General features: G+C 51.0%; 13 protein-coding genes. 4 read left to right on the forward strand and 9 right to left on the reverse strand.

The features are described from left to right. Positions 1–15: 15 nt before the first annotated feature. Positions 16–606 (reverse strand): AAA family ATPase, encoded by a 591-nt coding sequence (locus C7T94_RS15665; RefSeq protein WP_204353309.1) that lies wholly within the window; start codon positions 604–606, stop codon positions 16–18. Between the two features lie 109 nt (positions 607–715). On the opposite strand from C7T94_RS15665, the gene C7T94_RS15670 reads away from it, so the two are divergent. Then, on the forward strand, positions 716–1,954 hold the full coding sequence (locus tag C7T94_RS15670; RefSeq protein WP_107216360.1) for a GAF domain-containing sensor histidine kinase: 1,239 nt from the start codon (positions 716–718) through the stop codon (positions 1,952–1,954). Here C7T94_RS15670 and C7T94_RS15675 read toward each other — a convergent pair. The 8 genes from C7T94_RS15675 to ispE form a co-directional block, all read right to left on the reverse strand. Further along, complete coding sequence (locus C7T94_RS15675; RefSeq protein WP_107216362.1) at positions 1,951–4,314, reverse strand: glycoside hydrolase family 3 N-terminal domain-containing protein; 2,364 nt, start codon at positions 4,312–4,314, stop codon at positions 1,951–1,953. The genes C7T94_RS15670 and C7T94_RS15675 overlap by 4 nt on opposite strands. Positions 4,315–4,439: 125 nt before the next feature. Continuing rightward, the gene (locus C7T94_RS15680) at positions 4,440–6,743 is read right to left on the reverse strand and encodes a GH92 family glycosyl hydrolase (RefSeq protein WP_239495041.1); all 2,304 of its coding nucleotides are present in this window, start codon (positions 6,741–6,743) and stop codon (positions 4,440–4,442) included. Between the two features lie 57 nt (positions 6,744–6,800). Continuing rightward, entirely contained in the window at positions 6,801–7,094 is a 294-nt protein-coding gene (locus C7T94_RS15685) for a hypothetical protein (protein ID WP_107216364.1), read from the reverse strand. A gap of 49 nt (positions 7,095–7,143) precedes the next feature. Next, complete coding sequence (locus C7T94_RS15690) at positions 7,144–7,866, reverse strand: pirin family protein (protein ID WP_107216365.1); 723 nt, start codon at positions 7,864–7,866, stop codon at positions 7,144–7,146. Positions 7,867–7,894: 28 nt separating this feature from the next. Next, entirely contained in the window at positions 7,895–8,122 is a 228-nt protein-coding gene (locus C7T94_RS15695; RefSeq protein ID WP_107216367.1) for a hypothetical protein, read from the reverse strand. A gap of 148 nt (positions 8,123–8,270) precedes the next feature. Further along, the gene (locus C7T94_RS15700) at positions 8,271–9,437 is read right to left on the reverse strand and encodes a trans-sulfuration enzyme family protein (RefSeq protein ID WP_107216369.1); all 1,167 of its coding nucleotides are present in this window, start codon (positions 9,435–9,437) and stop codon (positions 8,271–8,273) included. 48 nt (positions 9,438–9,485) lie between these two features. After that, complete coding sequence (locus tag C7T94_RS15705) at positions 9,486–9,902, reverse strand: OsmC family protein (RefSeq protein ID WP_107216371.1); 417 nt, start codon at positions 9,900–9,902, stop codon at positions 9,486–9,488. A 6-nt stretch (positions 9,903–9,908) separates the two neighbouring features. Then, positions 9,909–10,712, reverse strand: a complete 804-nt coding sequence (ispE, locus tag C7T94_RS15710) for a 4-(cytidine 5'-diphospho)-2-C-methyl-D-erythritol kinase (protein ID WP_107216373.1) — start codon at positions 10,710–10,712, stop codon at positions 9,909–9,911. 123 nt (positions 10,713–10,835) lie between these two features. Here ispE and C7T94_RS15715 point away from each other — a divergent pair, with 123 nt between their 5' ends. The 3 genes from C7T94_RS15715 (at position 10,836) to secDF (ending at position 15,228) form a co-directional block, all read left to right on the forward strand. Beyond that, complete coding sequence (locus C7T94_RS15715) at positions 10,836–11,630, forward strand: thymidylate synthase (RefSeq protein ID WP_107216784.1); 795 nt, start codon at positions 10,836–10,838, stop codon at positions 11,628–11,630. Between the two features lie 39 nt (positions 11,631–11,669). Beyond that, entirely contained in the window at positions 11,670–12,173 is a 504-nt protein-coding gene (locus C7T94_RS15720) for a dihydrofolate reductase (protein ID WP_107216375.1), read from the forward strand. A gap of 103 nt (positions 12,174–12,276) precedes the next feature. Then, complete coding sequence (gene secDF, locus C7T94_RS15725) at positions 12,277–15,228, forward strand: protein translocase subunit SecDF (RefSeq protein ID WP_107216377.1); 2,952 nt, start codon at positions 12,277–12,279, stop codon at positions 15,226–15,228. Positions 15,229–15,311: the final 83 nt, after the last annotated feature.

The following is a 15,311-nucleotide window of genomic DNA, read 5'->3' on the forward strand; positions in this document are numbered from 1 at the left end:
TGAACGCGAAGATAGTTATTTAAGAGTTTTCAGACCGCCTGCATATCCTCTTTGTTCCAGGCAGGAGCAGATAAAGCGGCAACGGCCCGCGGGCTCAAGGCGAGGAACTTCAACAAGACGGTAACCGTATGCCTGATAAACCTGAACCATCATCCTGAATGTTCTGCACGCAACGGCAAAACTTTGCTTTCGTTCCGCATCATTTACGTAAATTTCTTGCCAGGGCGGGAAAATAAACACCAATGGGGCGTACCGGCAGTTTTGCAGCGCGTTTTCCAGCCCGGGAAGAAAATTCAGGTCTTCCAGCTTCAGGTAGCCGGCCACGTCTGGCAGACCCCGGTCAAAAAAAACCGGGGTGCCGCGCCGGGCGGCATGATAAGCGGCCAGATCTGTTTCGAACATCCGCCGGGCAAACGCAGACCGGTCTGCCCATGTTAAGGCAGAACCCCCGGTATGGAGTTCCTGGCTGATCACGGCGCGGCCAGACTCCGGCACGCAGGAATATCCGGCCTTCTCCAACAGGCTGCACACCGTCGTTTTGCCAGCGCCGGGTCCACCGGTCAAAATATAACCTTCAGACAACATCCTTATATATTGTGTATCCATATTTCTACGTTCATATGGGGCAAGCATTCGAGTTTACTGACGTAAATGTTTTATCTTTAAGCGTCATTGTTTAAACAAACAGCCGTTTGACCGTGACAAACCCCGGAGAATGAAAGACAAACTACAGGCTGATCCTCTGCCCGCCCCGACTGAGGTTTCCCGTGTAAAAAAGCTGAGGCGTTACGAGATACTCGATACGCCGCCCGAAGCGGCATTTGACACGATCGCGAGCCTGGCTGCACGCATGACGCATGCAGCTGCCGGTTATGTAACGTTCGTCGATGCTGACCGTGTTTTTTTAAAAGCAAATACACTCGGCATGCAGGAAACTGCCGTTGAACGCGCCGGCAGTCTCTGTTCTGTAGCCATTCAAACCGACCGCCCCACGCTGATCTCAGATACGCAGCACATGTCTGATCGGGCAGATTACTCCGAATTCATGTACCATCATGATGTCCGGTTTTACGCCGCAGCGCCCATCATTACTTCCGACGGTTACCGAATTGGCACTGTTTGCGTAACAGACACGGTGCCAAGGCACGACATGACTATGGGGCAACTCGAAATGCTTGAACTCCTGGCGTTTATTGTGATTGAAAAACTGGAAACCCGGCTTGCCAGCCGCAACACCATTCGCGCTTACGACGACCGCCTGCACCGGCTGGTTCATGACATTAAAAATCCAATTACGTCAATTTCGATGTATGCACAGATCATCAGCCGCAAAATGCCCGAAACCGGCAAAGTCGCTGAAATATCGGGCAAGATTCAGTTTGCGGCAAAAAGCGTAGAGCAACACCTTAACAATATCCTGAACGAAGCAAAAATAGACAATGAGGCCATCTACCTTTCAGAACAAGCCGTTCTCTTCTCCGAACTGATCGACACCCTGAAGTCCACCTTCGAGCTTTCTCTTGGCAACAAACAACAGGAACTTCATGTTTTTCAGCCTGTGGGGCTGATGTTGTATGTAGACCGCGGACGCATCCAGGATGTGCTGGATAACCTGCTCAGCAATGCCATTAAATATTCGCCGCCAGGTGCGCAAATCGGCATTTATGCTACTGCTTCAGCAGATATGGCCACCATCGAATTCCGGGACGACGGCGTAGGCCTGACCGAAGAAGACCTTCAAAAGGTTTTTGTCAAGTTTGCCCGTTTAAGTTCGGTGCCCACTGCCAATGAACGATCGAACGGGCTCGGACTCTCTATCGTAAAAATGCTGGTTGAACTGCACGGTGGTCAGGTTTGGGCAACGAGCAAAGGTCACAACCTGGGCAGCTCTTTTTTTCTGTCGCTTCCGGTGTACAAAATTCCACCACTTATACTCACCCGCCAGGTCGATTAAAGCCTGAACCTGCCCTGCTGACGGATATCTGCAGCCGAGCTTCCTATCATCACTTCAAAATCGCCGGGTTCAACGACCTTTTGCTCCTGCAGACTGATCAGGCTAAGTTCATCCGCATTCAACTCAAAATTGACGGTCTGCTGCCCGCCCGGCTGCAAAAAGACCTTTTTAAATCCCTTTAACTGCTTCGACGGCCCCGCGGTGCTGCGAACCACATCATTCAGGTAAAGCTGCACCACTTCTTTACCCGGCCGCCCGCCGGTATTTTTAACCTGCACAGAAATTCTAACACGCGGCTCCGGAAGGCCCTTTACTACAGCAACAGACAGGCCGCTGTATGAAAACCGGGTATAACTCAAGCCATGGCCAAAAGTATAAAGCGGGCTTGCCGGCAGCTCTACGTAGTCATGTCTGCCCGGGCGTTTGGCATTGTAATGCACAGGCAGCTGTCCAGCCGAGCGGGGAATAGACACGGGAAGTTTCCCCGACGGATTCACTGCGCCCAGCAGCGCGTCAGCAACCGCATGGCCACCCTGTTCGCCTGGGTACCAGGCATTTAGAATAGCCGGAATGTGCGCTGCTGCCCAGTTAATGGCAAAAGGCCGGCCGCCGATCAGCACCAGCACAACCGGTTTTCCGGTTGCTGCCACGGCCTGAAGCAGCTCAAGCTGCCTGCCCATCAGGTCTAGCGACGCGCGGTCAAAACCCTCTCCGCTTTCCATATCGCTTACCCGGTCTGCCCTGACCGTCGCCGCGCCGGTTGCCTGGTACTCGGTTTCAAAATCCCGCGCACTCGATCCACCCAGGACCACAACTGCCACATCCGCCTGTTTCGCCGCTTCAACGGCGGCGGCAATCTCGTTCAGACTGGTATCGCGAATGGCGCATCCTTTAACATACGTGATTTTTGCCCGCCCCGCCAGTGCCTGCCGAAGGCCTTCCAGTACCGTAGTCACTTTGTCTTCAGGCTGTGGCGCCGTATAGTCGCCAAGCTGATTGTATGGCGCATCGGCATTCGGCCCAATAACCGCAATCTTCTTTCCGTCTGCTTGGAGCGGCAACAGTGCACCCTCATTTTTCAGTAACACCAGCGACTCTGCGGCGACCTCGCGGGCCAGTTGCCGGTGTGCGGGCTGATTAACGGCTGCAGCAGCGGCCGGTTTAGCATATGGATTTTCGAAAAGCCCCAGTTCAAACTTAGCCCGAAGCACTCTGGAAACTGCTTCGTCCAAACGTGCCGTGGTTACTTTTCCAGATTTAATGGCCTCGAGCAGCGGCAAATAGAAGGCCTCTCCGCCCAGGTCATTATCAAGACCTGCATTGATTGCCATGGCTGCAGCGCTGGGCATTCCGTCTGCAACCCGGTGCGCAGACGCTAGCCCGCCTATGCTACCCAGGTCTGACACCGTAAAACCTTTAAAACCCCAGCGCCTGCGCAGCACCTCCTGCAGCAGGAATGAATCTGCGGTGCCCGGTACACCGTCTATAGAGCTGTAGGCAGTCATGACCGATCCTGCGCCTGCCCTGACCGCTGCCTCGAACGGTGGCAGGAAGTTTTCGAGCAGATCGCGCCGGCCAAGGGTTACACTTCCGCCATTCTGCCCGCCGTCGGGACTGCCATAGGCGGCGAAATGTTTCAGCGTAGCCAGTACCTGCCGGCCATTCCTGAGGTCTTTGCCCTGAAAACCCTTTACCACGGCCCTGCCCATTTCGGCCAGCAGGAACGGGTCTTCACCAAAAGTTTCTTCTGTCCGCGACCAGCGCGGTTCGCGGGCCAGGTCCAGGATCGGGCCATAGCCAATATTTGCACCCTGCAACCGCGTTTCAAGTGCGGTGGCCGCGGCCATGCGCCTGATGAGTGCTGGATTAAATGTGCTTGCCTGTGAAAGCGGTACAGGAAAAACCGTTGCACCAATAGCCATATGACCATGTGCACATTCCTCTGCCAGTAGCAGGGGAATACCCAGCCTGGTTTGTGTCAGGGCATACCGCTGAATGGCGTTCACCGCCTCAGCCGCGGTTTGCGGGTTCAACCCGTTTTTTAAGGTTTTTCTGGTCCAGGGGTCGGCGCGCAGGGTGGCCCACAACCCGCCGATGTGCCGCTTGTCCAGCTCATTTTTTAATTTATCTGAAGCCTTTACCACGCCGGTTTCATTAGTGTACATTTCCCAGCCGGTCAGCGTAAGCAGCTGCCCGGCTTTTTCCTGAACGGTCATGCGGCCAAGCAGGTCGCGCACCCGCAATTCCGTAGAAAGGCTTGCATCCCGATAGGGCAGCCTTTCCGGGAAACTTTGCTGACCTGCGGCCCATAAGGGCAGGCAGATACCTGCCACAAACACGATTTTAAAACTTACTTTCATTCTCCGGTAAACTGGTTTCTAAAGCGTACCTGCAGGTATGCCACCAGGTAGCACGAGCTGCAACTTAGCCAAAAAAAATGCCGGTCACAGCGGCCGGCATTAATCTGAACCTTTACAGGCCGGCCCTACCTGATTTCAGAATATGGCCGGTCTGCCGCCAGCGTACCCCAGGTTTCAGATGGTTTTGCACCCATATTTAGTTCAAGAGTTCCGCCTGCGGTCAAGTCTTTATGGCTGATATATGACTTGGTATAGGGCTTTCCGTTCAGTTTAACAGACTGAATATACCGGTTTTCCTTTGAATTGTTCAGCACCCGCAATTTCATCGTCTTGTTTCCGACCAGGCGTATTTCTGCCGCGTCGACAACGGGGCTTCCGAACACATACAAGCCGTTTGCAGGGTTGGCAGGGTAAAAACCCAGTGCCGAGAAAATATACCATGCAGACATCTGCCCTACATCTTCATTTCCGCTTAAGCCATCATTTTTGTCTGTATAAAGGTGGTCAAGCACATGCCTGACCTGATCTGCCGTTTTCCAGGGTTGGCCAGCATAGGCGTACAGGTAAGTAATGTGATGGCTGGGTTCATTACCATGGGCGTACTGCCCGATCAGGCCGCTGATATCAGGGGAAGCCTCTTTCCCCATGTCGCCCTGCACAATAAACAGGGAATCCAGTTTCTGCACGAAACGTTTTTCGCCGCCGATCAGTTTAATCAACCCTTCCACATCCTGTGGCACCAGCCAGAGGTATTGCCAGGCATTCCCCTCTGTATAATCATTACGACCATGAATCGATTCAAAAGGATTGAAAGGCGTACGCCAGGTGTTGTCGTTGATCCGGCCGCGCATGTAACCGCTTCCTTTTTCAAAATAATTCTCGTAGTTCCTGCCGCGCTTAAGCCAGTAGGCGTAGTCTTCGGTTTTGCCTTCTTTTTTTGCTACCTGGCTGATGGCCCAATCGGCAATGGCATATTCCATTCCCTTTGCAACCGATTCCAGGGTGCTGTCTGCCGGGATGTACCCTTTTGATTTAACAAAGTTCAGGCCCCGCTCATCAAGCATGGCTGTCCTGGTCATGGCTTCATACGCGAGTTTTTTGTCAAATCCGCCGAAGCCTTTCAGGTAAGCATCTGCCACGACGGTGATCGCCGGGTTGCCAACCATACAGTTTGTCTCGTTACCCATAAGGTGCCATACAGGCAACTTTCCCTGCTGCTTATAAATATTGAGCATGGTATTGACCATGTCGCCCACCTTCTCAGGATGGATCACGGTCATAAGCGGGTGGGCAGCCCGGTAGGTATCCCAAAGGGAGAAAGTGGTGTAGTTGGTAAAACCAGCCTTCTGGTAGATTTTTTTATCTGTGCCGTAGTAGTCGCCATTGTGGTCGTTAAACACCGAAGGTGCGGTCATGGTATGGTACATGGCGGTATAAAACGTGCGCAGCCTTGCCTCGTCAGTACTGCTGATGCGTATTTTCTGAAGTTCTTTTTCCCATTTGGCATCTGCCGCAGACACGACCTGGCTAAAATTCCAGCCCGGAATCTCCGCCTTGATATTGGCCGCAGCATTGGCCATGCTCACCGGAGAAATGCCCACTTTGACCTGCACCACGCCCCCATCGCCCTTAAATGTGACCAGGCCTTTTGCCCGTTTTGCCTTTAGTTCTGTACCTGATTTCTGTGCGGTGCTGTCATAGACAACCAGCCCGGCGACCGGCCTGGAAAATTCCATGGTAAAATAAATTTTCTGGTCTTCTGCCCAGCCCTTCGAATAACGGTAGCCTGAAATGGTAGTCGCGTTGACCTGCCTGATGTAACTTTCTGTAACTCCATCCCAGCCTATGCCTTCTTTCAGGTCGATAACCAGTTTGCCCGCCTGACCCGCCGGATAGGTGTATTGATGAAAGGCTACCCGTTCAGTAGCCGTGAGTTCGGCCTTGATGCCATAGCGAAGCAGCTGAACGGAATAATATCCGGCCCTTGCCGTCTCCTGCTCATGGCTGAAAGATGAATAGTAACCAGATGCCGGTTTGCCCGCCTCTCCCTTGACCATTTTCACGTTGCCTGTTACCGGCATTACCGAAATATCGCCCAGATCACCAATGCCTGTGCCGCTCAAATGTGTTTGGGCAAAGCCGATGATGGTCGAATCTGAATAGTGGTAACCAGAGCACCAGTCCCAACCCTGCGAAAGGTTGGCCGGACCAACCTGTACCGCGCCAAAGGGTACGTTTGCGCCCATAAAAACATGGCCATGAAAGCCGGTCCCGATAAAAGGATCTACATATTTTGTAAGCTTTGCCTGTGTTGTACCGGTACGCTGCGCAGATGCGGCACCAACGCTAAGGCTTAATAAAAGGCAGGCGAAAAAACGAAGGGCAAGTTTGCCGTTTGGGCACTTGCCAACTGGTGAATGGCTCATCATAAATGGTTACTAAAACGTTTTGCAAGGTAGCAAAGATGTAACTGTTTCGCAAGCTGCTTATGACAGCACCTGCTGAATTTCATTATACAGCAACCCGCTGCCGCCGCCATAATGCTGAATCACCTTGACATTCGGAAAACCTGCGAAGAAGGTACGCAGCTCGCGTTCTTCAGCTGTGCTGATGCCGCTGCCAAGCAACACCACCTGAGGTTTATTGTCAGCGGTCAGTTGCTGCGCTTCTGTATTCGTCAGGGCAGTAAAGCCTTTCCAGCCGGGCTTGTTGTTCAGCAACCGGTGTAAAATAGCAGCCATTTTTGGGTCGCGTCCTATGTACAGAATAATTGTTTCCATATAAAGCTATAAGCCGGCGGCACCTTCCGGGTCGCCGGCTGAATCTGGTTTATTGCAATTGCATGGGGACATCCATAATGAGCACTTCTGCTCCGGCCGTCTCTGCTTTAAAGCTGATTTCGCTGGTGTCCCATACACCGTAACCATCGCGTGTATCGAGCTCCTGCCCGTTTACAGTAACTTTACCGCCTATAACAAAAAAGTAAGCACCATTCCCCTCTTTCCGGATGCGGTAGCTGGTTTCAAAACCTGCATCGAAGCTACCCAGCGAGAACCAGGCATCCTGGTGGATCCACACGCCTTCATCGTCCGCATTTGGAGATAAAACTTGTTGAAACCGGTTGTGGCGCTCGTTCAGGTCAAGCGTTTGCTGTCCATAGCGCGGTGTCACATTCTTTTTATTCGGAAACAACCAGATCTGGAGCAGATTTACTTCGGTATCCGGATCGGCATTGTATTCACTGTGGTAAACACCTGTTCCTGCACTCATGACCTGGATGTCGCCATTCTTGATCACAGAAGAATTGCCCATGCTGTCCTGATGCGCTAGGCTACCGGTAAGGGGGATGGTAATGATCTCCATGTTGTCGTGCGGGTGCGTTCCGAAACCCCGGCCTCCGGCCACGCGGTCGTCGTTCAGTACGCGGAGCACACCAAAATTCATCATTTCAGGATTGTAGTGGTTGGCAAAACTGAAAGTGTGGTGTGCATCCAGCCAGCCATGGTTGGCGTGGCCACGCATGTTTTCTTTGTGCAAAACTGATTGTGCCATGTTATTTCCTTTCTTTTATGACACAAATTTACGGCGGCAATTGCAGGCAGTTCTTGATGTAAGATAAGAAAGGGGTGTACAGTGCAGCTGCAAGCGTACCGACCTTTTCAAGAAACCAGGACGTATGTATAAACAGCATCCGCCCGATCACAAAATGTTCCAGGATTCGGATCACGGGGCGGCCGGCCAGTTTGCCCGGTCGCGCGGCTTCAAGGAACACAGCCCACAGGTCAAGTGAAGCCGGGTCTGCGTCCATAACTTTGACAGCAAACAGCGCTGCGGCACCGCGAATAGTCGCGCGCGCTCCGCATCAATAACAAGATATCTTCATTTGCGCCAGATACCGCACGTTCGCCCCGCCCCGAACTGTGTCGGGTCAAAATCGGTTCAGGGCGTTGGTTTCTTTAGGCGAGCGCCTGTTCAATGTCGGCAATAATGTCATCTATGTGCTCCAGACCGATCGATAAGCGAACCGAGCCCTGCTCAATGCCAACTTCGAGCCGCTGGGCCTCTGTTAGTTTCGAATGCGTACTTGTTGCAGGGTGTGTGGCAATAGAACGCGTGTCGGCCAGGTTTGCGGATATGGAAAACATGTTCAGGCCATCCATAAATTTACGCGCGCCCTCAACGCCTCCGTTTACAACAATGGTTACAATACCGCCGCCCTGGCGCATTTGTTTTTTAGCGATCTCGTATTGCGGGTGCGAAGGCAGGAACGGATACTTGACCAGTTTGATTTTAGCATGCCCCTCGAGGTAAGTTGCGACTTTGAGCGCATTATCACAATGCCGGTCCATGCGTACGGCCAGTGTTTCCAGGCTTTTAGACAGTATCCAGGCGTTGAATGGCGACATGGCGGGCCCGCTGTGCCTGGCAAAACCTTCTATTTCGGCAATAAGCTCCTGGCTGCCCAGGATGATGCCGCCAAGGGTACGGCCCTGGCCGTCAATATACTTCGTAGCCGAGTGGATAGAAAGGTGTGCACCCAGTTTCAGCGGCTGCTGCAAATATGGTGTAGCAAAACAATTGTCTACCACGAGCAATACACCATGTTTTTTTGCCAGGTTACCCAAAAACTCCAGGTCGATTACATCGATACCCGGGTTTGAAGGTGTTTCGACAAAAAGCATGCGGGTGTTGGGGCCGATCAGCGCCTCCCAGTCCTGCGGCTTGTCCAGATCCGCATAAGAATAGGTAATGCCCCACTTCGGGAAAATATTGCTGAGCAGCTGATGCGTTGATCCGAAGACCGAGCGGCTGGAAACCACATGATCTCCGCTCTTGAGAAATGCGGCGAAAGTAGTAAACACCGCTGCCATGCCTGTAGCAGTAGCCCAACCGCTTTCCGCCCCTTCAAGCAGGGCCATTTTTTCAATCAGTTCTGAAGTGTTCGGGTTAGAATAGCGGCTGTATACATTACCATCTTTCTCGTTCGCGAAAAGCGCACGCATCTCTTCGGCATCGTCAAATTTATAACTTGAGGTCATATAGATCGGTGCAGAGTGCTCTTTATGCTGGCTTCTTTCTGTTTGTGTGCGGATGGCTATGGTTTCAAAGTTTTTTGTGCTCATTTGCGGTATGCTTGATATTTTTAATTGGATGCGATTAACCTGCTGCTGTTAATCGACGATGGCGTAGCTGAAGTTTATTTTGGCAGACCGCTGCAGGATATTTGACACCGAGCAGTATTTCTCAAATGTCAACGCAAGTGCACGTTCCACCTTTTGCGGGTTAAGCGGACCTTTCAGTTCGAAACGGATGTCTATCTCATCAAATATTGCAGGAACCTCGTCTTCCCGCCGGCTGGCGGTAATCCGGATGCGGATATCCTGCAGGTCTTCTTTTTGCTTGGTCAGTACATTGACCATGTCAATGCCGCTGCAGCCGCCAAGGCCTATCAACAGCATTTCCATTGGGCGAAAGCCCCTGCCCTCGCCGCCTATGGCAGCCTTGGCATCAAGTTCGACGGTAAAACCGCTTTCATTGGATGCCTCAAAATTAAATTTTCCGCTCTTGCGGATCAGGTTGATCTCCATTTCTGATCAAATGTTGTAGTAAACAAGGTTGTTTTGTTCCAGTTCGTGCAATTTTACGGGTTTGTCAAAAATTGCATATACTGCCGATCCGCTTCCGCTCATTAACGCGAAAACAGCCCCTGCATGATATAAACTGGCTTTTATTTGAGAAATTTCAGGATACAGTTCAAAAACGGATTGCTCGAAATCGTTTAAAACCCTACTTTTCCATGTTGTTGGAGGCAAATGTAAGCTTTCTGTAAGCGATGTCAAAGGCTTTCGCGGTTTTATTCGGGCATAAGCGGCTGCCGTTGCCACGTGGACCGGCGGTTTGACCACCACCAGGAACCAGTCAGAAAGGTCGACCTGCAGTGGGCTGAACATATCGCCCCGGCCCGAAGCGAGCACCGGTTTATTGTCTATAAAAAACGCGCAGTCGGCGCCCAGCTGGCGCGCATACTGCTGCATGGCAGCAGACGACATGTCCAGACCGAACTTGTCGTTCAGCAAACGGATCGTAAAGGCAGCATCGGCAGACCCCCCGCCCAGGCCAGCGCCAACCGGTATGCGTTTAAGCAGCCCCATCTGTTGCGGCGGGATGTCATAGTCGGCCGAGATCAGTTTAAAGGCCCGCAGGCAAAGATTATCCTGGCCATCGTCAGGAACAAGCCCGCCGGTAACCTGGCAGGATGTTTCAGCAGCATCTGTACATTCTACCGCGTCATGGATCCTGACAGGATAAAAAACCGTTTCCAGTTCGTGGTAACCGTCGGGACGTTTGGCCGTAACATTCAGGCCCAGGTTGATCTTCGCATTGGGAAAACACAGCATGGCGGTAAATATCTGAAAAAGCCATGAAAGGCGGACTAAAAATTCGCGGGGGGCAGACAATGTTCAGAGATAATTTTACGATGTTTGCATACGCCCATCGGGCTTGATAAAAGCAAAAGGATCATGAAGCAATATTTGGATTTGATGCAGCATGTGCTAGACCACGGCACGCAGAAACACGACCGTACCGGCACGGGCACCATCAGCGTATTTGGCTACCAGATGCGGTTCGACCTGCAGGCGGGTTTTCCATTGGTTACCACCAAAAAACTGCACCTGAAATCCATTATTCATGAACTCATCTGGTTCCTGCAGGGCGACACCAATATTGCATACCTGAAAGCGAACGGCGTACGCATCTGGGATGAATGGGCCGATGCAGATGGCAACCTGGGGCCTGTATATGGTTCGCAGTGGCGCTCCTGGCCTACACCAGATGGCAGACATATTGACCAGATCACCAATGTGATCAATTCGATCAATAAAAATCCGGATTCCCGGAGGCTTATTGTATCGGCCTGGAATGTAGCCGATGTGGACCAGATGGCGTTGCCGCCCTGCCATGCGTTTTTCCAGTTCTACGTGGCAGACGGCAAACTCAGCTGCCAGCTGTACCAGCGAAGCGCCGATATTTTCCTGGGTGTTCCCTTCAATATTGCTTCATACGCCCTGCTGACCATGATGGTGGCGCAGGTCTGCAACCTCCAGCCCGGCGAGTTCATTCATACCCTGGGCGACGCGCACTTATACAACAACCATATTGAACAAGCACAGCTGCAATTGACGCGTACACCGCGCCAGCTTCCGAAAATGGTGCTGAACCCGGAAATAAAAGGTATCTTTGATTTTAAGTTTGAAGATTTCAGCCTGGAAGACTACGACCCGCATCCGCATATTAAAGCTGTGGTAGCGGTCTGAAACACCGGCATAAACGCACCTGTATACCCGAGACTACCCATGACCGCCAAACCTGCCGTATCTATTATTGTTGCCATGGCTGAAAACCGTGCCATTGGCAAAGACAACCAGTTGCTTTGGCATTTACCTGACGACCTGAGGCATTTTAAAAAGATTACCGCGCAATACCCGGTTATTATGGGCAGAAAGACTTTCGAGTCGATTGGCCGCGCCCTGCCGCTGCGTAAAAATATTGTGATCAGCCGCAATCCGCAACTGGATATTCAGGGTGTCGAGCTCATGAACAGCCTGGAAACCGCCATCGAGGTGGCTGGCGGGGCTGAGGAAATCTTTATTATCGGCGGTGCAGAGATCTATGCACAGGCGCTGCCCCTGGCAGACAAGCTGTACCTGACCACCGTGCACAGCACCTTCGACGCAGATACATTTTTTCCTGAAATCGACTTTTCTGAATGGGAATCTGTGGGTGAAGAACGGCATGAAAAAGACGAAAAACATGCTTTCGACTTTACCTTTTCAGAGTGGAAAAGAACCACAAAATGAATCTTAAGAAATTATCAATTAGGCCGTTCTACTAATTAAAAAATTAATTAGATTTGCCGACTTGTTTTAAAAAACAACTATCGAATAAAAATTACAACAAACAATGCAAGGAAAAGGTTTTATAAAGTTTTTGGCAATACTGTTAGCTATTGTCTGTGCGTATTATCTGTCGTTTAACCTGGTTACAGCTAAAGTTGAGAAAGATGCGAAAGAGTACGCCAAGGGCGATGCAGCGAAAGAGAAAGCCTATCTCGATTCAATTGCCTCCGAGCCGGTTTATCCTGTTTTCGGCCTGACTTACCAGTTCTGCAAAAGCAAGGAAATGAACCTGGGTCTTGACCTCAAGGGCGGGATGAACGTAACAATGGAAATTTCCCTGAACGAGCTTGTTAAATCACTGGCCAACAACACCAGCGACCCGAACTTTAACAAGGCCTTGCAAAATGCACAACGCCTGCAGGACCAGGGCAGCACAACCGATTTCATTAACCTGTTTATCAATGAATTCGAAAAACTCAGTCCCGGCGTTAAACTGGCCGATTTCTTTGCAACCACCGAAAATTCACAACAAATCAAGTCGACTTCGAGCAATACAGAGGTTAGAAATTACCTGACCCGCGAAGCTTCGAGCGCCATTGACCGGTCATTCATCATTCTGCGCAGCCGTATCGATGGTTTTGGCGTGGCGAGCCCGAACATGCAGAAACAGGAAGGTACCAACCGCATCCTGATCGAGATGCCGGGTGTACAGGACCAGGAACGCGTGCAGAAACTGCTTCAGGGTTCTGCCGAACTTCAGTTCTGGCAGGTTTACCAGCTTCAGGAAGTTTACCCGCTGCTGGATAACATCAACAAGACCCTGGTGGCAACCAGCAAAACAGCCGATACAACCACCGCAGCTTCTGCAGATACCACTAAAAAAGAAGGTGGAAAACTGGGCGACCTGATCAAAAAGGGCGGCAGCAAAGATTCGACTGATATTCGTAAATCTGAACTCAGCAAAAGCAACCCGCTTTTTGCCGTGCTTGAACTTCCAATGTTCCAGAGCGAACAGGGTCCGCAGGTATACCCTACCTCAGCCATTGTTGGTTATGTAGAGAAAAGAGATACATCAAAAATAAATGGTTTCCTTCGCAAGCCGGAGATCGCCGCAACCATTCCGCAAAGCATGAAGTTCATGTGGAGCGTGAAGCCTGACGAGCAGAGCAAAAAATTTGAATTGTACGCGATCAAGGTAACCTCGGCCGATGGCCAGCCTGCCCTGGGGGGTGATGCGATCAGCGAAGCCCGTGCCGATTACGACCAGAAAGGCAGTCCTGAAGTAACCATGTTCATGAAGCCTTCAGGCGCAGCCAAATGGAAAAAACTGACGGCCGAAGCTTCCTCAGACCCGAACAACAAAAAGGCAATCGCCATCGTTCTCGATAACAACGTTTATTCAGCACCAACGGTGCAGAATGAAATTCCCAACGGCATTTCGTCTATCTCAGGGAACTTTACAGTAGAAGATACAAAAGATCTTGCAAACATATTGAAGGCAGGTAAACTGCCTGCACCGGCTAAAATTGTCGGCAAATTTGTCGTTGGTCCTACGCTTGGCCAGACAGCAATCAACAATGGTCTCATTTCATTTGTGATTGCGTTTATCGTGATCCTGGTTTTCATGGCGCTGTATTACCACCGTGCCGGCTGGGTGGCCAACTTTGCCCTGCTTATTAACCTGTTCTTTATACTTGGTATCCTGGTGTCGCTTGGCGCCGTGCTTACCTTACCTGGTATTGCTGGTATCGTGCTCACGATCGGCCTTTCGGTCGATGCGAACATCCTGATTTTTGAAAGGGTTCGTGAGGAACTGGCGCAGGGAAAATCGACCGCACAGTCGATCAAGGACGGCTTTAAACACGCCATGTCTTCGATCATTGACTCAAATGCGACCTTGTTTATTCTGGGAGTGATCCTGTATGTGTTCGGCAGCGGCCCGGTTCAGGGCTTCGCAACCACGCTTTGTATCGGTATCGCTTCTTCCCTTTTCGCTGCCGTACTTATTTCGCGTGTTGTGTTCGACTCGATGCTGAACCGCAAGATGTCGATCACGTTCGACAACGGGCTGACGCGTAATGCCTTCAAAAATATTGCTTTCAACTTCGTTGGACGTCGTAAGCTCTATTATATCATCTCCTCTGCAATCATTTTACTCGGTATCATCTTCTATTTCAAAAATGGCGGCCTGAACCTTGGTATCGATTTCAAAGGAGGCCGTACCTACCTGGTACACTTTGACAAGAGTGTTGAACCTGAAGATCTGCGTTCAAAGCTGACCACAGCATTTGAAGACGAGGCGCCTGAAGTAAAAACGGCCGGCGGCAACGATCAGCTGAAGATTACCACGGCGTACCTGGTGTCTGAGCCTGGGCAAGGCACCGACGCAAAAGTAGAGGCTGCTTTGAAAAAAGGACTGGACGGAGCCGGAACAAAATACGACATCGTGAGCTCGCAGCGGGTCGATCCGATCATTGCAAGCGATATCGTTTACGGTGCATACGGAGCCATCCTCTTCTCCTGTATCCTCATGTTTATCTACATCGTGGTCAGGTTCCGCAAATGGCAGTATGGCCTGGGCGCAGTAATCGCACTTTTCCACGACGTGCTGATGGTCTTATCCTTCTACACTATTCTTGACGGCATTCTTCCCTTCTCACTGGAGATCGGGCAGGACTTTATTGCCGCCATCCTGACGGTTATGGGTTACACGATGACCGAAACGGTCGTTGTCTTTGACCGTATCCGTGAGCGCCTGGCCGAAGCCGGAAAAGATGAGATGTATGGCGAAGAAAGAAACACACTGATCAATTTTGCATTGAACAGTACCCTGAGCCGTACCATTCTGACATCTTTGACGGTATTCTTCGTGCTGCTGGTCATCTTTATTTTTGGCGGCGACAGCATCCGCGGGTTTATCTTCGCCCTGTTGATCGGTCGTATCATTGGTACGTACTCCTCGTTGTGTATTTCAACCCCAATCGTTATCGATCTGGCACAAAAGGGTAAAAAATAATTTAAAAAACCATTCCGGGTTAAAGGCGTTCTCTTAAAAAAGAACGCCTTTTTTATTTAGCACATTATTTTATTCAACCCTCA

Origin of the sequence: Pedobacter yulinensis, assembly GCF_003029735.1 — a bacterium.
GTDB lineage: Bacteria > Bacteroidota > Bacteroidia > Sphingobacteriales > Sphingobacteriaceae > Pedobacter > Pedobacter yulinensis.